Genomic DNA, 24395 nt, shown 5'->3' on the forward strand with positions numbered 1-24395 from the left:
GCCTCCGGTAGTCTGAGGGCGTGGATCCTGAACTCTTTCCGACTCCTGCAGGAGTCGACGCCGATGACCCCATCCTGAACCTGCCGAAGGTGTCACTCCATGACCACCTGGACGGCGGTCTGAGACCCGCGACGATCGTCGAGCTGGCGGCGGAGGCGGGCCATGAGCCGCCCACGACGGACCCGGAGGCGCTGCGTGCGTGGTTCTCCGAGTCCGCTGATTCGGGCGACCTGCCCCGCTACCTCGAGACCTTCGACCAGACGCTCGCCGTCATGCAGACGGCTCCGGCGCTCACGCGGGTCGCGCGCGAATGGGTGCTCGACCAGGTGGCCGACGGCGTCGTCGTCGCGGAAGCGCGGTGGGCCCCGGAGCAGCACCTGCGCGGCGGGCTGACGCTCGACGGCGCGGTCGAGGCCGTGCAGGCCGGCATCGACGAGGGCACCGCCCTCGCGGCACAGGCGGGCAAGTCGATCCGCGCCGGTCAGATCGTGACCGCCATGCGCCAGGCCGACCGGTCGCAGGAGATCGCCCAGCTGGCGCTGCGCCACCGCGACGCGGGGGTGGTGGGCTTCGACATCGCCGGACCGGAGGCGGGCTTCCCCCCGGCCGCCCATCTCGAAGCGTTCGACATGCTGCACCGTGCGGGCTTCCCCGTGACGATCCACGCCGGCGAAGCCGACGGAGTCGAGTCGATCCATGGGGCGATCCACGTGTGCCACGCACAGCGGATCGGCCATGGCGTGCGGATCACAGACGACTTCGCGCAGTGGGCGGCGGCCGCGGCCGTCGACGGCGTCATGGGCGATGTGGACGGCGACGGAGTGGAGACGGCCCCGGAGATGGGGCGCGTCGCAGCGTGGCTGCTCGACCAGCAGGTGCCGCTGGAGCTGTGCCCTTCGTCGAACCTGCAGACGGCCGCGGCGACCTCGATCGCGGACCACCCGGTCACCCGGCTGAAGGAGTTGGGCTTCGCCGTCACGGTCAATCCGGACAACCGCCTCATGTCGGCGACGAGCGTGACCCGTGAGATGCGGCTGCTCGTCGATGAGGCGGGGTGGACCATCGACGATCTGGAATGGGTCACGGTCACCGCGCTGGGGTCCGCGTTCCTGCCGTACGGAGTCCGCGAGGCGATCATCGACGAGCAGCTGGTCCCCGGCTTCTCCCGGGCGCACCTGTGACGGGATCCGCTTCGTCCTCGCAGGCGGCGGGAGCGCCGGACGCCCTCCCGCGCAGGCCCGGCCCGCTCTATGTGGCGATGGGCGTCGTGCTGCTCGAGGCGCTGGTCCTGCTGGGATCCGCCGTCGCGTTCCTCGTCATGTCGGGGACCGGCGGTGAACTGGGCACGTCGCTGATCGCCCTGTGCGTGATGTTCGCGATCCTGGGCATCGGGCTGCTCGTGGTCGTCAGATCCCTGTGGTCCATGCACCGCTGGTCCCGTCCGGCGACCATCGCGTGGCAGCTTCTGCAGGCGCTCTTCGGGATCTCGACGTTCGGCGGCGGCCCGCTGCTGGCCGCCGCGGCGATCGTGCCCGCGGTCGCCTGCGTCATCGCGCTGTTCACGCCGTCCGTCATCCGCGCGTTCGACGTCTCGATCGCGTACTACATGGCGCATCCGTCAGCGCCGGCACCGCCGCCCAAGCGCTGGTGACCGGGGGCGGACTGCTGGTTCGCCCGTCCGGTCGGCTCGGAGGCGCCGCATCGGTGGCTGACCGGGGGCGCTCAGCCCTCGTCGCTCAGGTACGGCTCGCAGGCCTCGAGCAGGAAGTCGCCCGCTGACTCGCCGTCCGTGTCTGCCAGCGCGGAGCCCGTGCGCTGGATGCCCCACCAGACTGCGGGCGAGGCGCCCCACTGGAGGCGCAGCTGCTCGCGCTGCTCGGCGTCGTCCTCGCGGATGACATCGGCGAGGACCTGCGATGCGGCCTGGATCCGATCGTTCGCGTCGTCTGCAGTGCAGCGGGCCTCGTCATCCGGGCCCTGGGGGAGCAGATCCGACCGCGTCTCCGTATCCACCACGGTGAGGGAGAAGGCGGAGCCTCCCAGCTGCTCGACCTCCACGGTCGCATCGAGCAGGTAGAAGCCCGACTGGCCCTCCGTGATGGCGGATGCGTCGTCGACGGTGATGCTCACGCTGTCCGGCGTGTCGGGGGTGAGCGTGGCCTCGCCGTCCTCCGGCACCTCCTGGTACGTGTGGACCCAGGCGTGCACGTACGCGTCAGTACCGGATTCGACGGCCTGCGCGAGGCCCTGCCAGACGGGGTCCGTCTCCTGCGGACCGCCCGGGCTCACATCGATGACCGGCGTGACGTCGAGGTCGGAGGGCGTGGGCACCGATGTCACGTCCTCGGCAGACACGGAGGGCGTTTCGACGGGGCGCTCGGCGTCGACCACCTGGCAGCCGGTGACCAGGACGGCGGTACTGATGCCGGCGATGGAAAGGGCTGTACGGGACCCGGCGCGACTGCGGAACGGCATGGCACGTGACATGAGAAGGATCCTCGGGTCGGGGAAGAGGAGGACGATCCCCGCCAGTCTACGCGGAGAATTCTTCCGGTTCCGCGGAATCGGCGCCGGGCACGACCGCTTCGACGCTCACGACGAGGTGGCGCAGCGAGTCGGCGAGGGATGAGCATTCGTCCTCATCGAGCGCCTTGAGCATCTGCGCTTCGAGATCGAGGAAGTCGGAGAGCGCGTCGTCGACCTTCTGCCGACCGGCGGCCGTGAGCCTCACGAGGACTCCGCGGCGATCTGCAGGATCGCGCTGGCGCGACACCCAGCCGGCGCTCGCCAGCCGATCGATGCGGTTGGTCATCGTGCCGGAGGTGACGAGGAGCTCGACTGTGAGTGCGGAGGGCGACAGCTGGTAGGGATCGCCTGCTCGTCGCAGTGAGGAGAGGACGTCGAACGCCCACGTCTCCAGCCCGTGGGAGGCGAAGACCGCCTTCCTCCTGCGGTCCAGCTGACGGGAGAGGCGTGTGACGCGGGAGAGCACCTCCATGGGCGCGACGTCGATGTCCGGACGCACATCGCGCCAGGCGGCGACGATCCGGTCGACCTCGTCCATTTCCTCATGCATGCGGCAAGGATACCTTGAGGTCAAGATTCTTTGTGCGAGAGTGATCGCCGTCGGGCGCTTCCGCTCCGCCTGCCGCGACGCCGACTCCCCGCAGCGCTCACGCGGCTGTAGCCATTCCCACACTCGTGCGACCCTCAAGAGGTCTAGACTGAGTTCCGGGTTAGACCCTCTGACGTCGACACACAGATGGAACCCGGCGCGGTCGCATGCATGCGGTGCCCGTCGGTGTCACAACACACGAAGGAATGACACGTGGATCTTTTCGAGTATCAGGCGCGTGACCTCTTCGAGGAGCACGGAGTCCCCGTGCTCCAGGCGAAGGTCGCAGACACCCCGGAGGACGCGAAGAAGGGTGCGGAGGCACTGGGCGGCGGCACCGTCGTCGTCAAATCGCAGGTGAAGATCGGCGGTCGCGGCAAGGCAGGCGGAGTCAAGCTCGCGCACAACCCGGATGAGGCCGCACAGCGTGCGGAGGAGATCCTGGGCCTCGACATCAAGGGACACGTCACCAAGCGGGTCATGATCGCCGAAGGCGCGGACATCGCGGATGAGTACTACTTCTCCATCCTGCTCGACCGTGCCAACCGCACGTACCTGGCCATGTGCTCCAAGGAGGGCGGCATGGACATCGAGCAGCTCGCCGTCGAGCGCCCGGACGACCTGGCGCGGGTTCCGGTGAATCCGCTGACCGGCATCGACGAGGCGAAGGCCCGCGAGATCGCTCAGGCGGCGGGCTTCGACGCGGAGACGACGGACAAGCTCGTCCCCGTCTTCCAGAAGCTCTGGGACGTCTTCCAGGGTGAGGACGCCTCGCTCGTCGAGGTGAACCCGCTCGTCCAGACCGGCGCCGGCGACATCATCGCGCTCGACGGCAAGGTCTCGATCGACGAGAACGCTGAGTTCCGCCACGAGAACCACGCGGAGCTGCGCGATCTCGACGCAGAGGACCCGCTGGAGCTCAAGGCGAAGAAGCTCGACCTCAACTACGTGAAGCTCGACGGCGAGGTCGGCATCATCGGCAACGGCGCGGGCCTCGTCATGTCGACGCTCGACGTCGTCGCGTACGCCGGTGAGGACCACGGCGGCGTGAAGCCGGCGAACTTCCTGGACATCGGCGGCGGCGCATCGGCAGAGGTCATGGCCAACGGCCTCGACGTCATCCTGGGCGATGACCAGGTCAAGAGCGTCTTCGTGAACGTGTTCGGCGGCATCACCGCGTGCGACGCAGTGGCAGACGGCATCGTGAAGGCGCTCGAGATCCTGGGCGATTCCGCGACGAAGCCGCTGGTCGTCCGCCTCGACGGCAACAACGTCGAGGAGGGACGCCGCATCCTGGACGAGGCGAACAACCCTCTCGTCACCCAGATCGACACCATGGACGGCGGAGCCGACAAGGCAGCCGAGCTCGCGGCGAGCCGCTGAGCCCTCGAAAGGACTGAACAGAACTATGGCGATTTTCCTCACGAAGGAATCCAAGATCATCGTCCAGGGCATCACGGGCGGTGAGGGCACGAAGCACACGGCCCGCATGCTCGCGGCCGGATCCGATGTCGTCGGCGGTGTGAACGCGCGCAAGGCCGGCACGACCGTCACGCACAAGGATGCGAACGGCGCGGACATCGAGCTCCCCGTGTTCGGCTCCGTCGGAGAAGCGATGGAGAAGACCGGCGCAGACGTGTCCGTCGCATTCGTGCCGCCGGCATTCTCCAAGGATGCGGCGTTCGAGGCGATCGACGCGGGCATCGGCATGCTCGTCATCATCACCGAGGGCATCCCGGTCCAGGACTCCGCCGCGCTGTGGGCGCATGCGACCGAGCTGGGCAACAAGACCCGGATCATCGGCCCCAACTGCCCCGGCGTCATCACCCCCGGCGAAGCGCTCGCGGGCATCATCCCGGCGAACATCACGAAGGCCGGCAAGATCGGCCTCGTGTCGAAGTCGGGCACGCTGACGTACCAGATGATGTACGAGCTGCGGGACCTCGGCTTCTCCACCGCGATCGGCATCGGCGGGGACCCGGTCATCGGCACCACCCACATCGACGCACTCGAGGCGTTCGAGGCGGATCCGGACACCGAGGCGATCGTCATGATCGGTGAGATCGGCGGCGACGCGGAGGAGCGCGCAGCCGATTTCATCAAGGCGAACGTCACGAAGCCCGTCGCGGGCTACGTCGCGGGCTTCACCGCTCCGGAAGGCAAGACGATGGGGCACGCCGGCGCGATCGTGTCCGGTTCGTCCGGCACCGCGGAAGCGAAGAAGGAGGCCCTCGAGGCCGCGGGCGTCAAGGTGGGCAAGACCCCCACGGAGACCGCTCAGCTGCTCCGCGAGCTGATCGGAGCGTGACCTCCCGCTGGGGAAACACCGCGTGAGCGGTGCCGCCCCAGCACACGGCGAAGGCCGCGGAACACCCCAGGGTGCTCCGCGGCCTTCGCCGTGTGCGCGGTCGGCCTCAGGGGGCCTTGACCGCGACGACGGGGACCGACGAGCCGAGGATGACCCGCTGCCCGGTCGATCCCATGAAGAGCTTGCCCACGGGGGAGCGCTTCCGCGAGCCGATGACGATCATGCTGATCTCCGGGTGCTCGTCCTCCAGCGCAAGCAGCTCCTCTGCCGCGTCGTTGCCGCGCAGATGCTGCACGAGCTCGAAGTCCACGCCGGAGTTCTCCAGGGTGAAGCGCACCTGGTCCATCTGCTTCCCGGCTGCGACTCCGGCCTCTTCGCGCTGCTCCCCGATCCCCGCGTTGACGACCAGCAGCTTCGTCGCGCGGACCTGCGCCTCTTCGATGGCGAAGTCGACGGCTGCGCGGCCCGCCGGGGTGGGGGTGAAACCGACGAGGATAGTCATGCTGCTCTCCTATGAGTACGTTCTTCGGTCGATCTGGGTTCAGCCTATAAGCACGTAGACTCTCGGTCATGCCCCGGTCTCTGCTGTCGGACGACGATTCTGCCTCCCACCGACGTCTGGCCGATGCCGACGCGGTGCTGGCCCGCTGGTCGGCCGACTGGCCGCAGGGCCATTCGGATGCCCGCATCCTCGAGGAGTACCTGGTCGGTCGTGCCGCCGGTGACCTCGACGTCTCCGGTCGTCCGGTGGGCGATGCCGGCGCCGCTGCAGGCGAGGTCGCCGCCCTCGATCGCGAGGTCGCCCACGACCGGACCGCACAGGCGACCGATGCCGCCGTGTCCACCGCGGTCCTGGACGATCCCGATGGGAGCCTCACCCTCGTCGCTGCACTCACGGGCGCGCACGCCACGGCAGGCTCGCACGCCACGGCCGTCGCGACGGACTCCGCATCCGCCGTGCACGCCTGCCGCCGGGCCGTGGAGGCCCTGCCGGACGCTGTGCGGTCGACGGTCGGCTTCCATGACACCGCTGCCGAGGCCGTAGCGGCGCTCGCACATGAGCCGACGCGGCTGCGCGTCGTGGTGCATGCCTCCAAGCACATCGCCGTCCTGAGGGAGCAGCTGCGGCTGGTGGAGACCCTCGCGGCCGAGGTCGTGGTCGTCGGCCGGGAGAAGCACATGAGCCCGTCGCTGAACCGGCTCCTCGCCGAATCGTACGAACGCGTCGACGTGTCACCGGGTCGGGCGAAGTCACGACTGCTCATCGCCACCGGTCCGAAGAAGTCCCAGTCCGTCGCCAGTGCGTCGACAGCCGCGCATCCGGCGGCGATCAGCCGTCCACGGGTCCCGGTCCAGAATGCGGCGCCATCGCCCGCGCCGGGCGTGCCGGAGATCCTGGTGAGCGCCTTCCCCGGTGCCTTCGGAGGTGCGAGCGCAGATCCCGGTTCCCGGATCCTCGTCGATGCCCTCGCACGGCGACTGCCCGGGCTGGCCCCCGCCAGCGGGGACGGACGGACAGGTCCGTCTGCCCGCGTGCGGGTCCTGGACCTCGGGAGCGGGAACGGCTGGCTGCTCGCAGCGGTCGGCTCGCTCCTGCCGCACGCGTCGCTCTTCGGTGTCGATGATTCGAGGGCGGCGGTGGAGTCCACCGTGCTCACCGCCGCGTCTGTACGGGCGGGAGAGGAGCCTGCGGTGGTCCTGCATGCGGACGCCACGGGCCGGCTGCCATGGCAGGCGGACGACGACGGGGACCGCACGGCCAGCGCAGACGGCGAGGATTCGGAGGATCCCGCGGCCTTCGCCGAGGGCTCATTCGATCTCGTGACGCTGAACCCACCGTTCCACGATGGGACGAGCATGACGACGGACATCGCACACGATCTGATCGATGCCGCGGCCGCTCTGCTGAGGCCCGGCGGACGACTGATCGTGGTCTACAACTCGCACCTGCGGTACCGGTCCCACCTCCAGCACCGCTTCAGCGATGTGGAGCAGTGGGCGCGGGACCGTCGCTTCACCGTCGTATCCGGGACGAAGCCCGGAAGTGCGCGTGGGGAGACTCGAACTCCCACGTCCTGAGACACTGGAACCTAAATCCAGCGCGTCTACCTATTCCGCCACACGCGCGCTCCGGTGATTCTACAGCGGAGCGGACGGTCAGTCGTCGTCGATGCCCAGCTGCGTGCGGAGACGGGCCACGTGGCCCTTCGCGCGGACGTTGTACTGCGCGAGTTCGACTGTGCCCTCACCGTCGACGACGACCGTCGAGCGGATGACGCCCTGGACCACCTTGCCGTAGTTCTTCTTCTCGCCGAACGCGCCCCACGCGGTCATGACGGACTTGTCCGCGTCGGACAGCAGGGGGAAGGTGAGCCCGTCGCGCTCGGCGAACTGCGCGAGCTTCTCCGGCTTGTCGGGGGAGATCCCCAGCACTGTGATGCCCTGCGCCGTGAGCGCATCCAGGGAATCGCGGAAGTCGCATGCCTGCGTGGTGCAGCCGGGTGTCATCGCGGCGGGGTAGAAGTACACGACGACGCGGGATCCGCGGAAGTCGGACAGGCTGACGTCGTTCCCCTGTGCGTCCGGCAGTGTGAAATCAGGTGCGGTGTCGCCGGGCTCGAAGCGCGTCATGGGTGTGCTCTCCTCTGAAGAGTGGGTGTGTCGATGTGCCTCCCACCCTACTGCGGGCCGCGGACGCGGTAGGCTCGGATCTCGAAGGCGCATGCCGCGCCGCGAACACCATCGCCTGTGAGGAAGTGAGCGCATGTCCAGCAACGTGTACACCTCTGAAGTGACCGTCGACAATGCCTCGCGCGACCAGCTCTCCGAATCGATCCGGCTGCGCGAACAGCGCCTTGCCGCCGGCATCGACGAGCTCGTCGGGCGACTGCACCCGAAGGCGCTGACCGCACGCGCCGCGGATTCCGCGAAGTCCGTGGTCATCGACGAAGAGGGCCAGCCCAAGGTGGACCGTCTGGCACTGGCCGGAGGAGTCCTGCTCGTCACCGTCGCGACGATCGGATTCTTCGCCACCCGCAGCAAGCGTGGCTGATCCGACGGACGCTGCGCCGGGCAGCACCCCGGTGGCGGACGCGGCACCGGTCGTGCGGATACGGATGCTCCACGACCGTCTGCTGGTCCAGCCGGACAAGGATTCGGGGGAGCGGAAGTCGTCCGCGGGCATCGTGATCCCTGCGACGGCTGCCGTCGGCCGGAGGCTGGCGTGGGGTGTCGTCGCAGCTGCGGGCCCGCTGGTGCGACAGGTCGAGGTCGGCGATTCGATCCTGTTCGACCCGGAGGAGCTCGCTGAGGTGGAGATCGACGCCACCGCGTACCTGCTGCTGCGTGAGCGCGACGTCCATGCGATCGCAGAGCCTGACGACGACGAGTCGACCGGCATGTATCTCTAGGCAGTGGTCGTCGCGCAGACCAATGGCGCTGCGCACCCGCACATGGCGAAGGCCCGTCACCAGGTATGGAACCTGGTGACGGGCCTTCTTCTGTGCACCCCCCGGGACTCGAACCCGGAACCCACTGATTAAGAGTCAGTTGCTCTACCAATTGAGCTAGAGGTGCGCAACGAGAGATAACTATACATATCCGGTGGGCCACTTCCAACTCGGATCCCGCCTTGTCACGGAAGAGTGGTGGGCGTCACGAGGAGGGAGCTTGCAGACACCTGTCGGGGCCTGTTCGGGAGCGTGGTACTGTATCCGTTTGTGAGCCGACTCTCAGGCGGTTCACAGTTCGGATGATGGTTGCGTCGCGGCGGATACGCCCGCGACAGCTTGAGTCGGAGAGCTCCAGGCGGTGACGCGCTGTAGAGCCACGCCCTTGGCGCCGGCCCCGCACCTCAGAGACCAGGGCGGTCGTGTGTCTTCACACAGTGGCTCCACCCTGCCCTGGCGCCGTCGGGCATGTCCGAACCGGAAGCCGTCCACACGAGTGGGTCGACACGAATGCGAAGGGATGTGATTGATCGAGCGAGGGGCATTTGCGCGTCGCTAGATGACCTTCCGCGGATCTACGCCCCCGCGGGACGGGACGTGCAGGACCTGACCGCAGCCGGGAACCCCCGGGTGCGCAAGTTTCTCACCCAACGTCGAAAGGGAGGTGGCGCATGAATGACTCCTCTGCTGTGCAGTTCGGCGCCGTGACCGTCGTACTGCTGCTCGTCCTCTTCTACGGAGGCACCTACGCGATCTCGCGGGGCATCCGGAAGAAGAACGAGAACGCCGACGAGTACATGACCGCCGGCAACAAGATCGGCTTCGGCATCTCTGCCGCGAGTATGACCGCGACCTGGATCTGGGCCTCGTCGATGTACGCATCCGCGGCATCCGGCTACGAGTACGGGATCTCCGGTCCCATCCACTACGGGCTCTGGGGTGCCCTGATGATCCTCTTCATCTACCCCTTCGGCAAGCGCATCCGCAGTGTCGCCCCCAAGGCGCACAGCATCGCGGAGGTCATGCACGCGCGCCACGGCCGCTCGAGCCAGCTCATGCTCGCGGGATCCAACGTGGTGGGCAGCGTCATCAGCCTCATGTCGAACTTCATCGCGGGCGGCGTGCTCATCTCGATGCTGTCGCCGTTCAACTTCATCCAGGGTGTCCTCGCGGTCGCCGCGGGCGTCCTGCTCTACACGCTGTGGTCGGGGTTCCGCGCCTCCGTGCTCACGGACTTCATCCAGGTCATGGCGATGCTGGGGGCGGTCGCGATCATCGTGCCGTTCATCTTCTTCGCCGCGGGCTTCCCCGCCGCGTTCGAGACGGGATCTGCGAACCTCACACCCGCGCAGGGCAACTTCTTCTCCAGTGAGGCCTTCCTGGGTCAGGGCGCTCCCTACATCGCCGCCGTGCTGGCCTACGCGATCGGCAATCAGACGATCGCGCAGCGCCTCTTCGCCGTGCGCGAGGACCTCATCAAGCCCACGTTCATCACAGCGACCGTCGGGTACGGCGCCATGGTGATCGGCGTCGGCATGATCGGTGTGCTCGCGCTCTACCTGGGCTTCGAACCCACCAACGGCGACGTCAACAACATCATCCCGGAGATGGCCGCGAGCTACCTCCCGGGCATCCTGCTCGCGCTGTTCTTCGTCATGATCATCGGCGCTCTGTCGTCGACGGCGGACTCGGACCTCGCGGCCCTGTCCTCGATCATGATGGCCGACATCTACGGCCAGAACGTCGCAGGCAAGGAGAAGGCGAACCCCAAGACGATGCTGTTCATCGGTCGTCTGACGATGGTCCTGGCATCCGCGGTCGCAGTCGCATTCGCCAGCCTGCAGCTGAACATCCTCGACCTGCTCGTGTTCGTCGGCGCGCTCTGGGGAGCACTCGTGTTCCCCGTGCTAGCCAGCTTCTACTGGGGCAAGGTCACCAATAAGGCGTTCACCACCGCTGTGATCGCAGCGCTCGTGATCTTCATCCCGGTGCGGTTCGAGCTGATCCCGCTCGTCGGGCCCGTCGGAATCCTCGTCGACATCCTGTCGGCCGTCGGCATCGCCGTCATCCTGGGCCTCATGTCGTTCGGGTTCTTCGGACTGCGCGTGGCGAAGATCGTCGCGGCCGCGGCGTTCCTGCTGTCGGCCCCGTTCGTCATCGGGTTCCTGCATGACTACGCGACGCTGAGCGCATCGCTCGTCGCCTACGCGGTGAGCACGCTCGTCTGCTACTTCATGTCCTTCCGCCAGAAGGACGACTTCGACTTCTCGCTCATCCGCAAGCGCACGGGTGACTTCGACGAGGCCGAGGATGAGGAGACGGCTGTGGCAGAGGCCTCAGTCGCACCTCGTGGAGCAGCAGGCCGCACCGCAGTGGCGATCGACGACGCCCCGCAGAGCCGTGGAGGATCGGCGACCGGTCCGAAGAAGGAGGACAACTGACATGAGCGCAGGAATCATCGCACTCACCGCGTACACCCTCGTGTGGCCGGTCCTGGTGGCGATCGTGATGATCGTCATCGGCCGCGCCTTCGTCCAGGAGTGGAAGGAAGCGCGGGACGAGGGGATCGACCTCGTCTGACCCGGGCTGACCGCACAGGAGGGCGGGGCGCCGCAGAGATCTGTGGCGCCCCGCCCTCCTGTGGTGGGATGTGCTACGGAGGCTGGAGATCCGGCGCAGATCAGACGAGGGTGGCGCCCTTCGCCGCGAGCTCGTCCAGTGCTGCGCGGGAGGAGTCCTCGCCCACCCCGGCGACGAGGTCCGTGAGGATGCGCACCTCTGCGAGGTGGTCGAGTGCGTCCAGGCCCGAGGCGCGGACGCAGTGGTCGGTCGCGATGCCGACGATGTCCAGCCGCTGCGTGCCGGCCAGCAGGTCGGCCAGCCGGGTTCCGTCGTCGGTCACCCCGTCGAACGCGGAGTAGCCGTGTGCGCCCTGCCCCTTCTTCACGTGGTGGGTGAGCGGTGCGGTGTCGAGTTCCGGGTCGTACTCCGCTCCCGAGGTCCCTGCGACGCAGTGCACCGGCCAGGTCGAGACGAAGTCCGGTTCTCCGGTGGCGAAGTGGCCGTCGTTGTCGCCATCGGCGTCGTGCCAGTCACGGGAGCCGATGATCAGGTCGTAGTCGGATCCGCTGTCCCGCAGCAGGCGGGTGACGCCGGCGGCGACTGCATCGCCGCCGTCCACGCCGAGCGCACCGCCCTCCGTGAAGTCGTTCTGCACGTCGACCACGAGCAGTGCTGCGCCCGTCGTCACGCCTCGACCTCTTCCGGCATCCGCTCGACGGGGAAGTGCAGCGCGCGCTTCTCCGCGATCGCAGTGCGGAAGCGCTCGAGCAGCTGCGCGTCAGGTGCCACCTCGTCCTGGTCGACGTAGGCGAAGTGGAGCGGGGACGACGCCGTGAGGTAGAAGGTCCGGTAGCCCGACGCGCCCCCGATGATCACGTGGAACGTCACACGCACACCACGGCCGTGATCGAACTCGTCGAACAGTGCGACTTCGAGTGTCCTGGCCTCGTGTGCGGGAAAGCTCAGTGCGAGCGAATTCTCCTTGTCGAGGCCGTAGACGAACGTGCCCTTTGCGGTCATAGTGTCCCCTTCCGGACGGCGGCGCCGGGCGTGCGGCGCCTGAGTGGACAGGAACACGGATCCGGTTCCCACACCTCACACGGTACGGGACATCCGGGCATCAGTCCCTGCGGCGTCGACCTGCCACGAAGAGGATGAAGGCGATCGCGGCCGCGCCGATCGCGACGACGACGCCGATCTGCCACGGCATGCCTGCGCCGTCGCCGTCTTCGGAAGCGGATTCGGATGCGACGTCGTCCGAGGATCCGTCATCGCCGTTGTCTCCGTCACCGGGCTGGGTCGGCTCCTCGCCGTCCGGGGTGATCGCGTCGTCCTCGCCCGTGCCGGGCGGCTGGGGGACGGGATCGGAATAGTCGGGGCGCTGCGGACCGGTCGGCACCCAGTCGGCGTTCCCGTCGGGTGCGGACTCACGAGGACCGTGGCGATCGCCGTTGTCCGAGCCGTTGCCTGTCGAGGGGTCCTCTGTGAGGCCCCTGTCGTCACGCTCGCCGGACCCCGATCCGTCCTCGTCCGAGCCGTTCTCATCCGAGCCGTCGTCGCCCGTACCGCCGTCATCGCCGGAATCGTCGTCGTTCCCCTGGTCGCCGGAATCGTCTCCGTCATCGGGCTCAGTCGGCGCCGGGGAGGGCTCGGGGTCCTCGGTCGGCGGGGGAGTCGGGTCCTCCGTGGGGTCCGGTGTGGGCTCGGGGTCCTCGGTTTCCTCCGGCTCCGGTGAGCCTTCCCCTCCGTCGTCTCCGCCATCTTCGCCGTCGTCCGGCGTCGTTTCGGTGACCTCGCCGACAGTGCCGCCGTCGACGTCGAACTCGAACGTCCGATCGCCCTCGCCGTTCTCGCCCGGCCTGTAGGGGGTGTCACCGTCCTCGGTGGCGAGGTTGAGCGCGCCCGTATCCTCCTGCAGGACGAAATCCCTGTCCGGGTCTGGCAGGCGGATGATGATGCGATCGTCACTCTGGTCGGCCGAATCTCTGCTCACGGCTTCGAAGGGCCGGTCGTCAGAATCATCGAGTACGAAGGGCTCGTCCACTCCGTCCTGGTAGAGCGCGAAGGTGTCGATGCGCTCCGCCTTCTGGACCGTGTACGCGCCGTCCGGAAGCGTCGGGTCGTCACCGTCACCGTCGTCGTCATCGGCCTCGTGCGTCTCGTCGTCGTCCGGCTGGTCGGTCGGCGAGGGACTGGCGTCCGGGTCGGTAGTCGGCCGCGGCGATGGGCTCTGCGTCTCAGTCGCTGTGGGTGCCGGCGACGAGTCCGACCCAACCGGCGCAGTGAACCCGCTGGCCGTCACCTGTCCGAAGGCGGGCGCACCAAGGGTCGCGGGCGCGCTGACGAGCGCGACCGTCACGGCGGCGGAGAGTGCCGTGCGTGCGAACATGGGTGTGACCAAGGGGAATACCTTCTGTGGCGGCTGAGCCTGAGCGACCCTGTCATCCTATCCAGGGGTCGCGCGTCGGCGCGATCAGCACGTGGACAATTCGTACAAATCGCAGAGATCGTGTCGCGGATCGCAGTGATCGGTTGCACATCATCCCGGGTTCCACGTCATCCTGCAGGATATGCGGTGATCCGGTCGGCACCCGTGCGGGTGATGGCGAACCGCGCGTCGTCCGTCACGGCGAGGAGGTCGGCGTTGGTCGAGTACGCGGTCGGCGCGTCGGACAGCAGCCCGGCCGCGATGACCGGCTGACCCTCCATCGTTCCCGGCACCAGGTCTCCGCGGGGCTCTCCGAACTGCATGCCGGAATCCGTGCCGTCGAGCACGAGCAGGCCGGTGTCGAGGTCGTAGAGGTAGGGGCCGATCGACGCGAGTGAGTATCCCTGTCCGCGAGTCCACGCCGCGTCGCCGATGTCAGCGCTGGAGACTTCGTTGATCGATGCGACAGCTCCGTCGTCCAGGCTGTGGACGACGAGCTGGAGTCGATGACCGCTGTTCGTGCTGGCGCCGGGGTCACCCCACACGCTGATGGCGAGGCCGTGACCGGCGGACTTCCACTCCTTGATCTCCAGCCCTTCGCCGGGCTGCTCCAGCTCGACCTCCGTCTCCTCACCGGTGTCGATGTCCGTTCGGGACAGGGGGCCGTTGAACGGTGAGCTGATCAGCTCCTCCCCGTCCAGCGCCATCGGGGTGGAGCCCGGTGCGGGTGTCGGAACAGTGACGAGGCCGTCTTCCCCCAGAGTGCTGAGTGCGTTCCCGTCGCGGATCAGCACGGCGGTGCCTGCTGAGGAAAGACGGGCCTCAGGGGTCAGCTCGTATTCGATGGGGCGGGATTCTCCGTCGAGGAGGGCCTGCACCGTGCTGTCGTGCTGCCAGACGAGGGCCGGCTGACCGTCCACGGTGGTGTCTGCGGCGAAGGTCACGGCCCCGTCGTATGACTCCTGGAATCGCTCTGAGCCGTCGGACGGGTCGATGATCGTGACCTCGTCGCCGTCGACCACGAGGACGCCGCGGGATGTCGCAGTCACAGACGCGTTCTGCGGCACGGTGGTCTCCCACGCTGCGTCGGAGGTGAACCCGGGCACCGGCGTGGTCGCCTCCGCCTGTGTCAGGGGGGCGCGCGTCGGGGCCTGCGAATTCTGCGCCGGAGCCGAATCCTCGGGCGTGGGGGTCCCGATGAAGTTCGGCAGGAAGAAGAGGACAGCGGCGAGGACGAGGAGCGCGATCAGCACGATGCTCGGGACGGTGAGTCGGGCGCTGCTCCGCTTCCGGCGAGCCGATGCGCTGCGGTGAGCGGCGGCCCGGCGCGTCATGGCGCGGTGAGGGTCGGAACCTCGCTCTGAGCTAGTCGGGCCCGAGGCCGTGCCGTTCGTGCTGCGAGCCGGAGTCCTGTCCGCCTCTGCCGGGGAGGGGGCGCGAGCGGAATCGCCTGACGGGACCCGATCGATGCGTCGGGGCGTTGACGTGGGCGGGGGAGCGGCAGGGCCCGAGAACGGCGTGCCGATGGGATAGGCAGGCCCTTCATCGTCCGGCGGGTGTGCCGGATCCGCCTGCGAGTCGGGAGCCGGCGCGCCCGCATCCGCAGGTGCGGTGTCCGGTGGCGACTGCGGTGCCGCGAGCGGCTGCGTCGGGACATCGGCCTCCGGCTCCTCCAGGATGTGGGGGTGGCTGCGGGGCTTGGCGGCGGGTTCAGTCTGCGGTTTGGCCGGCTGTGCGGACTCTGCGGACTGTGCCGATCGATCGTCGGGAGAGGCCGTGGGGGAGGAGGAGCCTGGCGGTCCTGCCAGCACCTGCCCGGTGGAGGCGATCGTGAGCGAGCGAAGCGTCGTGCCGTCGGAGATTGCCACTGCGACGTCAGCAGACGTCTCACGGGCCCAGAGGGTCAGCTGCGTCATCGCCGACCCCAGATCCGGATGCTCCGTGCTCTGGCCGGCGATCGTCACCTGGGCGCTGCGGTCCGGCGCCACGGTGATGCTCGCATGATGCATGACAGTCGGGACCCTCTGACTCCAAAACAGTAGTGGTGCGTTCTCCGGTGACGCGGACTGAGAACGCTGGATGCTTCTGAGCGCCCGCGTCGGCAGCGCAGTCCAGTCTAGGAGTGTGTATCACTCGGCACAGCACTCGCGGGCGCACTGAGTCCGAATAGTTACAGGCGCAGATGATCCGGGCGTCTGGTGCACCGCTGTGCGGACCGCTGGTGTCCCGGATCACGCGTCAGGTCCGCTGTGTGGACCGTGTGCGGTGAAACTCGAAGTGCTGCGGGATCGGGCGATCCTCGATTGGCGAACGGCCGGGAGAGGGTCTAAACTCTTCTCTGTTGCCTGCGTGCAGGCAGTGATGGTGGCTATAGCTCAGTTGGTAGAGCACCGCGTTGTGGTCGCGGGGGCCGCGGGTTCAAGTCCCGTTAGCCACCCCATTGTGAAGTGTCGGGACATCGTTCATTCGATGTCCCGACATTTTTGTTGTCTGGAGGGTCGTGTGTCGGGTTATTGGGGGTCGCGTGACCGTACTTTCATTTCCCTCCCTCCCCGCTCCCGCATGTCCGCTTTTCATCCTCTTCCCGCTCCCGCATGTCCGCACGCCCCTCGAATGAGTGCAAACCGGCCCAATCTGAGCACTTCGTGGGCCGGTTTGCACTCATTCGGCGCTCTGAGTGAGGCGCAAGGGCGGGTGGCCTGCTTTGCATCGTTGACGGGGTTGATGCAGCGGGGGATGCGGAGCTGGACCTGCGGTTGGGCTGGCCCTGCAGTAGTGGAGGGGCCGATGCTGCGGCGGCGACGGGGCTGGACCTGCGGTTGAGCTGGGTCTGCAGCTGGGCAGGGGGCCGACTTCGCGACTGCGCAGGCCGGGTGAACGCGATCAGAAGAGGAAGAGGCCCGCGCCGCAGAGTGCGAGTGCCGCCACGACGAGCGTCGCGATGATTCCTGTGCGGGCGAGCCGCGGCTGCGCACCGGGCTCCACCGGTGTCTGCGCACCGGGCTGTGCCGGCGTCTCCGAGCTGGGCTGAGCGACGGTCTCGGAGTTGGGCTGCATCGATGTCGCTGAGCTTGACCGTGTGGGCGCCTCCGAGCCGGACCGTGTCTGAGTGGGATTCGTGGTCTGTGTGGGATTCGTGGTCTGTGTGGGATTCGGCGCGGGGTGCGGTGCGAGAGCGAGTGCGTGGTTCGAGTGCTCAAGAGTCGAACGGAATCCATGCGGATCCTGTTCAGATGTTGCGCTTTCGAGCCGGCCGGCTCCGTGCGAGCCGCTGTGCGGGTCCCGGGTGCCGGGGCGCCCTCGGTCTTCCGTGGCTGTCATCGCCGGTGCGGGGCGCCAGTCCTGGGTGAACGTCCGGCGCTGATCCTGGGGTGCATCCCCGTGGCCGATCCTTTCGCGCGCGACACCCGAGGCCGGCCCCGACGCGACATCTGATGCGACGCCCGACGCGGGCCCTGACGCGGAACGTGACGCGGGCCCTGACACGGGACGTGACGAGGGACCTGGCCGCCGGCCTGCGGCGTGCCCGTCCGGCACGATAGGGAGGGTCTGCATCGAGGCAGACGCATCCGACCGCTCCTCCGCCGGTGCGCCTGCCTGCGCCCACTCTTCGGACGGTGTGTGCAGTCGCCCCTCCGCGTCGATCGTGAGGGAGAGGCGCGTGCCCCTGTCGTCGACCTCGACGAGGATCCCGGTGCCGAGCTCCCGTGCCTGTGCCCTGAGACGGGCGATCGCGTAACCGATGGACGGCTCCATGATGCGGCGGCTGCCGAAACGAGCTTCGGGGAAGCGTCCCTCGGAGACGGAGATCGTGGCTCTCTGCATGCTGTGGTGCTCCTGCTCGGGCGGGTGGTCCGCGCCGGGTCGGGTGGATTCTGTCCTGCTGATCTGCTGCGTGGCCGCTGTCCTGCTGCGCGGCCGGCGGGTGATGCACCTGTCCAGCAAGCGGTCAGCGCATGACGTGGGTCACACGGTGCCGCTAGGGTCGAATCATGACACGCACCTCACTCATCCGTTCAGCCACGAAGCGCCTGGACACGCTCCACTCCGCCTCGTACTTCGCACCCACCATGACGGAGGCGCTCACGAGTGCGGGCGTCCCCGCCGAGGCACACTACCTCGCACAGAGATCCGCATCTCTCGGCACTCCTTCAGCGGAACTGGTCGTCGCGACGTTCTTCAACTACGCCCCGGCCTACGTCAGCACCCACGTCCCCGCCGTGTGGGAATCCCTCCGGCCCGCGGACATCACCGCAGCTCGGATCGCCGGCGTCGAGGCGATGAGCGCCCAGATCCTCGCATCCGACGCCGCCACCGCCTCTGGCATGGACCGCGCGGGCTTCGACTCGCTGGCGACGAAGATCCTCGAGCGCCTGCGGCCCGTCCTGGACGCGCAGTCGCTGAGCGGACGGCCACTCTTCGCGGCTCACGTCCCTGCACTCACAGGCGCCCGTGCCGCGGATCCGACCCTGCAGTCCGCAGTCGACCTGTGGGCGGCGATCACCCTCCTGCGGGAGCACCGGGGCGATGCGCACATCGCGGCACTCGTGACGGTCGGTCTCAGCGGCCTCGAGGCGATCGTGCTCGACAGCGCGACAGGCCGCTCCTTCTACCCCTGGTCCATGCGGAAGACCCGAGGGTGGTCGGAGGAGGAATGGCGCGAGACGGCGGAAGCCCTGCAGACGCGCGGACTGCTCACCTCCTCCGGTGACGATGCTCACCTGACGGACGCCGGCGCAGCCCTCAAGGAGGACGCCGAGACGCGCACGGACGCTGCTGTCGCCTCTGCCTGGGATGTGCTCACCGACGACGCGCTGTCCGCGCTCGCGGATGACGCGAAGGTCGTCGCGAAGCTCGTGCTGGGCTCCGGCGTCCTCCCGTCCAAGCTGTTCGGCCACGGGAGCGACGCGAAGAGCTGACGGCTCGAGCGGCTCAGCCCTCCGTGAGCGGGTCAGTCCTTCTCTGCCGCGTCACCGGTGTCGCCCGGATTGCCAGCGTCACCCGTGTCGGGCGCATAGGCGGCAACGACCTCGGCGGCGATGGCCCGGGCCTCGGCGGACGTCGGCTCCTTCTCCCGGAAGACCGCTCGCCTGTAGTAGGCGAGCTCCCGGATCGAGTCCTGGATGTCGCCCAGCGCGCGGTGGCCGCCCGTCTTCTCCGGCGACTGGAAGTACGCGCGGGGGTGCCACCGGCGGGCCAGCTCCTTGATGGAGGAGACGTCGAGGATCCGGTAGTGCAGGTGGTCGACGACCTCCGGCATCTGCTTGACCAGGAACGCCTTGTCTGTGCCGACGGAGTTGCCGCCCAGCGGCGCCTTCCCGGCAGTCGGGACGTGCGTGCGGATGTAGGCGAGCACCTGCGCCTGCGCGTCCTCCACCGTCGTGCCGCCGTCCAGCTCCGTGATGAGCCCCGAGGTCGTGTGCATCTTCGTGACGAAGTCGCCCATGTTCTCAAGCGCCCGCTCGGAGGGGCGGATGACGATGTCGATGCCGTCGTCCAGTGGGTTGAGGTCGAAGTCCGTGATGATCACGGCGACTTCGACGAGTTCGTCGACGTCCAGGTCCAGACCGGTCATCTCGCAGTCGATCCAGACGATTCTCTCTGCAGCCATGCTCTGATCCTAAGCCGTTGCTGCAGGTGCTCAGCGCGAGACCGTGGTCGACGCCACGTCCTGATCGGACCGCGAAAGGTTCCTGACCGCACGGTTCGAATCCCGCGTCCATGCGGTTCGCTAGACTCGGTATGTTTCAGGGAAGACTCTGACCGAGCTTCCGCCGCCGACGAAGGGACCAGCGTGCGCTACGTGCTGCCTGCCGTGATCATCGTGATCGGGCTGATCACGGGGACATTCGGAGTCCTGCAGAAGACGGTGTGGGCACCCGACGACACGAGGACTGCCTCCGTGCAGCTCGACGGGCCCGGTCCCGTCGCCGTAGTCGAACCCGGCGTGCTCAACCTCTATGACACCCCCGCGACGCTCACCGCGACCGCGACCGAACCGGACCAGGAGATCACGATCTCCCGGACCACGAAGGAGAACGCGGACTTCTGGGTGGGCGCATCGGACGTCACGCGGATCGTGGGGCTGGCGGAGGAGAACTCGCTCGAGGCGCGCACCCTGACCGGCGGCGAAGGCGCTCCCGAGGCCGGCCCGACCGATGCTCCCGCTGACGAGGCCGCCGCTGACGAGGCCACAGAACCGGACCCCGAAGAGCTCGCCACGGTCCCCGCCCCGGGCGGTGCGGACCTGTGGGAGGCCACGGAATCAGGCGAGGGCACTGTGTCCTGGGACTTCGACGAGGACGCCGGCCGCACGGCATTCGTCATCGGCACGGACGGAGAGCAGCCCGCTGCCGCAGAGGTCTCGATCACGTGGCCGAACGACACGGCGACCCCGTGGGCCGTCCCCCTCATGATCGGCGGCGGCGTGATCGTGCTGATCGGCCTGGGGGTGGGCTTCATGTCACTCCGCAGCGCCAAGCGCGACAAGGAGCGTCGGACTGCGCGACAGCAGCGTCGCCGCAAGCTCGCGGAGACGGGCTCCGCCTTCGCGATCGTCCCCGTCATCGCACTGGCAGGCTGCGGTCCCGCGGAACTGCCGCAGCCGGACCCGGAACCGGCACCCACCGAAGCGGGACCCGCGGTGACGGACGACCAGATCGCCTCCATCCTCGACGATGCGCGGACCACAGTGTCCGGAGCGGATGAGGAGCTGGATGCGGAGGCACTCGAAGAGCGCGCATCAGGGCCGTTCCTCGAGCAGCGGACCGCCGCGTACGACGTCAAGGACGCCTCAGAGGACTTCGAACTGCCCCCGGGCATCGCGGATGGCGAAGTGGTCGTCAACTTCACAGCGGCGACCGATGCGTGGCCCCGCGCCACGTCCGCGATCGTCCAGGACACGGAGATCGAGCAGACGCAGCTTCTGGTCCTGACCCAGTCCGATGCCCGCGCCGATTACACGGTGTGGTCGCAGACGGTGCTCCAGCCGGGTGCGGAGATCCCGGAGATCGCGGACCCCCGTGAAGGCTCCGCACTCCTCGACCCGGAGGCGGGCGGCCACCGACTGCCCCCGAACGAAGTGCCGGCGGCCTACGCCGACCTCCTGTCGCAGGGCGAGGACGCGGAGAACGCTGAGGCGTTCGAGGAAGACGCATTCTCAAGCCAGGTGCGCTCGAATCAGGCGTCGCAGAGGGAGGAGCTGGAGTCCGGAGGCGCGGACGTCTCCTTCTCCTATGCCGGTGACGATTCGCAGCTCACCGCGATGGAGGCGGCGGATGGCAGCGCCGTGGTCACCGGAGTGGTCGAAGCCGAATCCACGATCTCGCCGGACAGCACCGAATCGACCACCGGCACGCTCACCATCCCCTCGCCCGCCGCGGACGTGATCGGTGCGACGGAGACGACCGAGGACCTCACGCAGACCAGTATGGTCGTCGCGACATGGGTGGTCCCCGCCGGCGAAGAGGATCCGATCCGACTGGTGGGCGTGAACGAGGTCTTCACCGGTGCGACGGTGGGCAGCGACTGACGGCGGGAACGCCCCAGACCAGCAGCCGCACGACCAGCAGCCGCACGACGACACGTCCACCTCACGACCAGCTCAGAGGAGAGACACACGTGACACAGTCACCGCACGACAACACTGCACACGCAGGACACCCGGAACACTCGGGCCAGCAGAGTCAGCCGGGCCAGCAGGGCCTCGACCTCTCCGCTGTCCGGTCGCGGAACGCACCTTCCGGGGATCCCGCCGCCGGAGCAGGCGCAGCGCCTGCAGGCGGGTCGCTTCCACCGAACGCAGTGGGAGTGCCGGGGCTCGTCTTCGACATCGACGAAGCGCAGTTCGAGGATCTCGTCGCACTGTCGAACGAGGTGCCGGTCATCATCGACCTCTGGGCCGAATGGTGCGAACCGTGCAAGCAGCTGAGCCCCATCCTCGAACGCGTCGTCGAATCGTACGGCGGCCAGGTGGTGCTCGCGAAGATCGACGTCGATGAGAACCCGCGCATCCAGCAGGCCTTCCAGGTGCAGTCGATCCCCACGGTCGTCGCGCTCCTCAAGGGCCAGCCCGCGCCGCTGTTCCAGGGCGCCCAGCCGGAGCAGCAGATCCGCCAGGTGTTCGACCAGGTCATCGAGGTCGCGGGCCAGCAGGGCATGACGAAGACGGCTGTCCCGCTCGACGGTGCTGAAGCGCCGGAACCGGGCCCTGCACACCCCGAAGCACTCTCCGCGCTCGAATCCGGCGACTTCGACGGTGCGGAGGCGATCTACCGCGCTGCGCTCGCAGAGGCACCGGCGGACGCGGAGGCCAAGCTCGGCCTGGTGCGCGTGGCGATGCTCAAGCGGACGAAGGACCTGGACCCCGCCACTGTCCTCGCGGCGGCGTCCGACGCTCCCAAGGACATCGATGCCGCGCTGCAGGCGGCCGACGTCGAAGTGGCCCAGGGTGACCCGGAGGCGGCGTTCTCCCGTCTGCTGGGCCTGCTGCCGACAGCCGCTCCCGATGACAAGGAGCGCCTGCGCCTGCGCCTGCTCGATCTGTTCGAGGTGGTGGGCGCTGAGGACTCCCGGGTCGTCAAGGCCCGTGGCCGGCTGATGCGGGCACTGTTCTGAGGCGTCTGCGATGATCCGTGTGGCCATCGGCCTGCTCTGCACTGCGGGCGGACTCGTCCTCGGGGCGCTGTCCGCATCCGCGCTGTCCGTCGTCGGCACAGGCGAAGTGACTGAGACGGAACCCTTCGCAGTGGGGGACGAGGCGTATGCACTCGTGCTCGACCAGGCGATCGTGCCGTTCGACAAGACCGACGCGACGCTCACGGTCGAATCGGACCAGGAGCTGTTCATCGGCACTGCGAACGGTGTGGACGCCGATGACTACCTCACGGGCGTCGCCCATGAGGAGATCACGGACGTCGAATTCCCTGAGACCGCGATCCACCGGACCGTCGCCGGGGATCCGGCACCCGTCAATCCACCGGACTCCCGCGATTGGTGGACGCACACGGACACCGGCACGACCGTGAGCCACACCTTCGATCTCGAGGCCGCACCGCAGGTGATCGTCGTCACTCCCGCTGCAGAGGACGGGAGCCTCGCGGACGCCCAGGTGACATTGTCGATGGATGTGCACGAGGTACTCGGACTCTCGATCGCAGGCTTCGCCGGCGCGGTCGCCCTCCTGGGAGTCGGCGCGTTCTACCTGCTGCGCTGGTGGTTCGGCGGCTTCCGGCCGCGACCCAGGCCGCGTTCCGGTGCACGATCCGGACAGCGTCCGGGCCGTGCTGGGACGAAGGCCGAGCGCGCGGGTACTGCCGCGGTTCCGAGCGCCGGTCCCGGTACGGGCTCTGCGGCTCGCGGTACGACTGGAGGTGCGGTGTGACTGAGCGCGACATGGCCGGATCACGTTCCGTGGGCCGATTCCTGCGTCGGCGCGGAGTGAGGCGGATGGCGACCGTCGTCGCCGGTGGCCTGGTGACCGGTCTGGCACTGAGCGCCTGCGCGGACATCCCTCAGCCCTCACGTCCGGAGCTGACCCCGTACGAGCGCCCCGCCGTGCGCTCCGGCGACGCCGGCAGCTTCCTCACGAACTATGCGGAGAGCCTGGACCAGGCGCTGGGCGAGGAGCCGGGCGCGCTGGAGCCGCTGCAGACAGGACCGCTGCTCGAGAGGACGCGGGCGGAGATGCTCATCGCCGAGCAGACCGGCACGACGCTCGGCGCATCGAGCTACACGGACGTGGTCGCGGGTGGGCCCATGTTCGGTGAGTACCCCATGTGGTTCATGGCGTTCGCGACTCCTGAGGGCGAGGAGTCCGATGACGTCGAGGCGATGCTCGCGACGCGGGATTCGGCCGACGCGGACTGGAAGGTCGCGGAGTCGGTGTTCGTCCCCGCAGAGGCGCAGCCGACGATCCTCGCCGATCAGCAGGGAGCAGTCGAGCTCGCACCGGATGCGCACACGGAGGCGGCGGAGGCAGTCGTCACCCAGGCGAGCGAGTACCTGACGACGGGCGATGTCCCTGAGGGGGCACCGAACTTCGAGGAAGCCGGCTTCAAGGACTTCCGCGACTACGTGGGGGAGCTGGGCGCTGAGGACACCGGCTTCTCCGATGTGGGCGTCGAGTGCGCGCCGTACGAGGACCTGCCGCTGGAGGACTACGCACTCGCGACGGAGGGCGGCGGAGTGAGCTTCGCGGAGTCCCGCTGCACGATCACGGTGAACGTTCCGGAGTCCTACTTCGTCGACCTGGGCGATGAGATCGAAGCCGTCATGACGAGTGATTCGGAAGGCGACGTCATCACGATCGATGTCGCCCAGCCGATGCTCATCACCACTGAGGGCGACACCGCATCGGTCTACTCACCCGGCTGGTACATGCTCTCGTCGGAGACTTCCGGCGGTGGCGGAGACGACGAGGCAGGAAGCGACGAAGGCGGGGACGACGCCGCGGAGTGAGCGCGGCTCTTGGACGTGGCAGGCCGTGGCTCACGGTCGGGATCGACTGTGACTCACGGATGGGAACGACCTCAG

General features: G+C 68.3%; 24 protein-coding genes and 3 tRNA genes. 15 read left to right on the forward strand and 12 right to left on the reverse strand.

Translation table 11 applies throughout. The features are described from left to right. Positions 1-20 precede the first annotated feature (20 nt). Both FM105_RS09830 and FM105_RS09835 read left to right on the forward strand, forming a co-directional pair. The gene (locus FM105_RS09830; RefSeq protein ID WP_087007750.1) at positions 21-1181 is read left to right on the forward strand and encodes an adenosine deaminase; all 1161 of its coding nucleotides are present in this window, start codon (positions 21-23) and stop codon (positions 1179-1181) included. Next, positions 1178-1651: a hypothetical protein gene (locus tag FM105_RS09835; RefSeq protein WP_087007752.1), complete on the forward strand. Its 474-nt coding sequence runs from the start codon at positions 1178-1180 to the stop codon at positions 1649-1651. Before FM105_RS09830 ends, FM105_RS09835 begins: the two co-directional genes overlap by 4 nt. Before the next feature lie 71 nt (positions 1652-1722). Here FM105_RS09835 and FM105_RS09840 read toward each other — a convergent pair whose 3' ends face one another. Together FM105_RS09840 and FM105_RS09845 are read right to left on the reverse strand one after the other, a co-directional pair. After that, positions 1723-2487: a hypothetical protein gene (locus FM105_RS09840; protein ID WP_087007754.1), complete on the reverse strand. Its 765-nt coding sequence runs from the start codon at positions 2485-2487 to the stop codon at positions 1723-1725. A gap of 46 nt (positions 2488-2533) precedes the next feature. After that, positions 2534-3076: a MarR family winged helix-turn-helix transcriptional regulator gene (locus tag FM105_RS09845; protein WP_373404774.1), complete on the reverse strand. Its 543-nt coding sequence runs from the start codon at positions 3074-3076 to the stop codon at positions 2534-2536. 252 nt (positions 3077-3328) lie between these two features. Here FM105_RS09845 and sucC point away from each other — a divergent pair, with 252 nt between their 5' ends. Together sucC and sucD are read left to right on the forward strand one after the other, a co-directional pair. Next, on the forward strand, positions 3329-4498 hold the full coding sequence (gene sucC, locus FM105_RS09850; RefSeq protein WP_087007758.1) for an ADP-forming succinate--CoA ligase subunit beta: 1170 nt from the start codon (positions 3329-3331) through the stop codon (positions 4496-4498). A 25-nt stretch (positions 4499-4523) separates the two neighbouring features. Then, complete coding sequence (gene sucD / locus FM105_RS09855) at positions 4524-5423, forward strand: succinate--CoA ligase subunit alpha (RefSeq protein ID WP_087007760.1); 900 nt, start codon at positions 4524-4526, stop codon at positions 5421-5423. Between the two features lie 106 nt (positions 5424-5529). Here sucD and FM105_RS09860 read toward each other — a convergent pair whose 3' ends face one another. Further along, positions 5530-5925, reverse strand: coding sequence for a universal stress protein (locus FM105_RS09860; RefSeq protein ID WP_087007762.1), 396 nt, complete (start codon positions 5923-5925; stop codon positions 5530-5532). A gap of 68 nt (positions 5926-5993) precedes the next feature. Between FM105_RS09860 and FM105_RS09865 the strand changes: the two genes are divergently transcribed. Then, the gene (locus tag FM105_RS09865; RefSeq protein ID WP_087007764.1) at positions 5994-7502 is read left to right on the forward strand and encodes a class I SAM-dependent methyltransferase; all 1509 of its coding nucleotides are present in this window, start codon (positions 5994-5996) and stop codon (positions 7500-7502) included. On the opposite strand, the gene FM105_RS09870 is transcribed toward FM105_RS09865, so the two are convergent. Both FM105_RS09870 and bcp read right to left on the reverse strand, forming a co-directional pair. Beyond that, positions 7469-7550: transfer RNA gene (locus tag FM105_RS09870), tRNA-Leu, on the reverse strand. The two genes, FM105_RS09865 and FM105_RS09870, sit on opposite strands and share 34 nt — an antisense overlap. Before the next feature lie 30 nt (positions 7551-7580). After that, positions 7581-8054, reverse strand: a complete 474-nt coding sequence (bcp, locus tag FM105_RS09875; RefSeq protein WP_179207147.1) for a thioredoxin-dependent thiol peroxidase — start codon at positions 8052-8054, stop codon at positions 7581-7583. 133 nt (positions 8055-8187) lie between these two features. On the opposite strand from bcp, the gene FM105_RS09880 reads away from it, so the two are divergent. Next, on the forward strand, positions 8188-8475 hold the full coding sequence (locus FM105_RS09880; protein ID WP_087008378.1) for a DUF3618 domain-containing protein: 288 nt from the start codon (positions 8188-8190) through the stop codon (positions 8473-8475). A gap of 64 nt (positions 8476-8539) precedes the next feature. Further along, positions 8540-8833, forward strand: a complete 294-nt coding sequence (locus FM105_RS09885) for a GroES family chaperonin (RefSeq protein ID WP_087008380.1) — start codon at positions 8540-8542, stop codon at positions 8831-8833. A 93-nt stretch (positions 8834-8926) separates the two neighbouring features. Here the strand turns inward: FM105_RS09885 and FM105_RS09890 are convergent. After that, positions 8927-8999 (reverse strand) — tRNA-Lys (locus tag FM105_RS09890). 544 nt (positions 9000-9543) lie between these two features. Here FM105_RS09890 and FM105_RS09895 point away from each other — a divergent pair. Both FM105_RS09895 and FM105_RS14690 read left to right on the forward strand, forming a co-directional pair. After that, positions 9544-11313 (forward strand): sodium:solute symporter family transporter, encoded by a 1770-nt coding sequence (locus FM105_RS09895; protein WP_256970327.1) that lies wholly within the window; start codon positions 9544-9546, stop codon positions 11311-11313. Position 11314: 1 nt separating this feature from the next. Next, a complete protein-coding gene (locus FM105_RS14690) occupies positions 11315-11452 on the forward strand; it encodes a putative transporter small subunit (RefSeq protein WP_179207148.1) in 138 nt (45 codons plus the stop codon). Between the two features lie 100 nt (positions 11453-11552). Here the strand turns inward: FM105_RS14690 and FM105_RS09900 are convergent, their stop codons facing one another. From FM105_RS09900 to FM105_RS09915, 4 genes are all read right to left on the reverse strand, one after another. After that, positions 11553-12122, reverse strand: coding sequence for an isochorismatase family protein (locus FM105_RS09900; protein WP_087007768.1), 570 nt, complete (start codon positions 12120-12122; stop codon positions 11553-11555). Continuing rightward, a complete protein-coding gene (locus FM105_RS09905) occupies positions 12119-12454 on the reverse strand; it encodes a hypothetical protein (RefSeq protein WP_087007770.1) in 336 nt (111 codons plus the stop codon). Before FM105_RS09905 ends, FM105_RS09900 begins: the two co-directional genes overlap by 4 nt. A gap of 100 nt (positions 12455-12554) precedes the next feature. After that, entirely contained in the window at positions 12555-13823 is a 1269-nt protein-coding gene (locus FM105_RS09910; protein WP_087007772.1) for a hypothetical protein, read from the reverse strand. 167 nt (positions 13824-13990) lie between these two features. Beyond that, positions 13991-15871, reverse strand: a complete 1881-nt coding sequence (locus FM105_RS09915; RefSeq protein WP_087007774.1) for a hypothetical protein — start codon at positions 15869-15871, stop codon at positions 13991-13993. 355 nt (positions 15872-16226) lie between these two features. On the opposite strand from FM105_RS09915, the gene FM105_RS09920 reads away from it, so the two are divergent. Next, positions 16227-16302 (forward strand) — tRNA-His (locus FM105_RS09920). A gap of 443 nt (positions 16303-16745) precedes the next feature. Here FM105_RS09920 and FM105_RS09925 read toward each other — a convergent pair. Further along, positions 16746-17687, reverse strand: a complete 942-nt coding sequence (locus FM105_RS09925) for a hypothetical protein (RefSeq protein ID WP_087007776.1) — start codon at positions 17685-17687, stop codon at positions 16746-16748. A 167-nt stretch (positions 17688-17854) separates the two neighbouring features. On the opposite strand from FM105_RS09925, the gene FM105_RS09930 reads away from it, so the two are divergent. Further along, a complete protein-coding gene (locus FM105_RS09930; RefSeq protein WP_087007778.1) occupies positions 17855-18781 on the forward strand; it encodes an SCO6745 family protein in 927 nt (308 codons plus the stop codon). A gap of 32 nt (positions 18782-18813) precedes the next feature. Here the strand turns inward: FM105_RS09930 and orn are convergent, their stop codons facing one another. After that, complete coding sequence (gene orn / locus FM105_RS09935) at positions 18814-19437, reverse strand: oligoribonuclease (protein ID WP_373404780.1); 624 nt, start codon at positions 19435-19437, stop codon at positions 18814-18816. Positions 19438-19656: 219 nt separating this feature from the next. Here orn and FM105_RS09940 point away from each other — a divergent pair, with 219 nt between their 5' ends. The 4 genes from FM105_RS09940 (at position 19657) to FM105_RS09955 (ending at position 24320) form a co-directional block, all read left to right on the forward strand. Then, the gene (locus FM105_RS09940) at positions 19657-21393 is read left to right on the forward strand and encodes a hypothetical protein (protein ID WP_256970328.1); all 1737 of its coding nucleotides are present in this window, start codon (positions 19657-19659) and stop codon (positions 21391-21393) included. A gap of 89 nt (positions 21394-21482) precedes the next feature. After that, the gene (locus tag FM105_RS09945) at positions 21483-22478 is read left to right on the forward strand and encodes a tetratricopeptide repeat protein (RefSeq protein WP_087007781.1); all 996 of its coding nucleotides are present in this window, start codon (positions 21483-21485) and stop codon (positions 22476-22478) included. Positions 22479-22488: 10 nt separating this feature from the next. After that, positions 22489-23244, forward strand: coding sequence for a hypothetical protein (locus FM105_RS09950; protein ID WP_087007783.1), 756 nt, complete (start codon positions 22489-22491; stop codon positions 23242-23244). Beyond that, positions 23241-24320 (forward strand): hypothetical protein, encoded by a 1080-nt coding sequence (locus tag FM105_RS09955; protein WP_143275867.1) that lies wholly within the window; start codon positions 23241-23243, stop codon positions 24318-24320. Before FM105_RS09950 ends, FM105_RS09955 begins: the two co-directional genes overlap by 4 nt. Positions 24321-24395: the final 75 nt, after the last annotated feature.

This window comes from Brevibacterium yomogidense (genome assembly GCF_900163715.1).
GTDB classification, from domain to species: Bacteria; Actinomycetota; Actinomycetes; order Actinomycetales; family Brevibacteriaceae; genus Brevibacterium; species Brevibacterium yomogidense_A.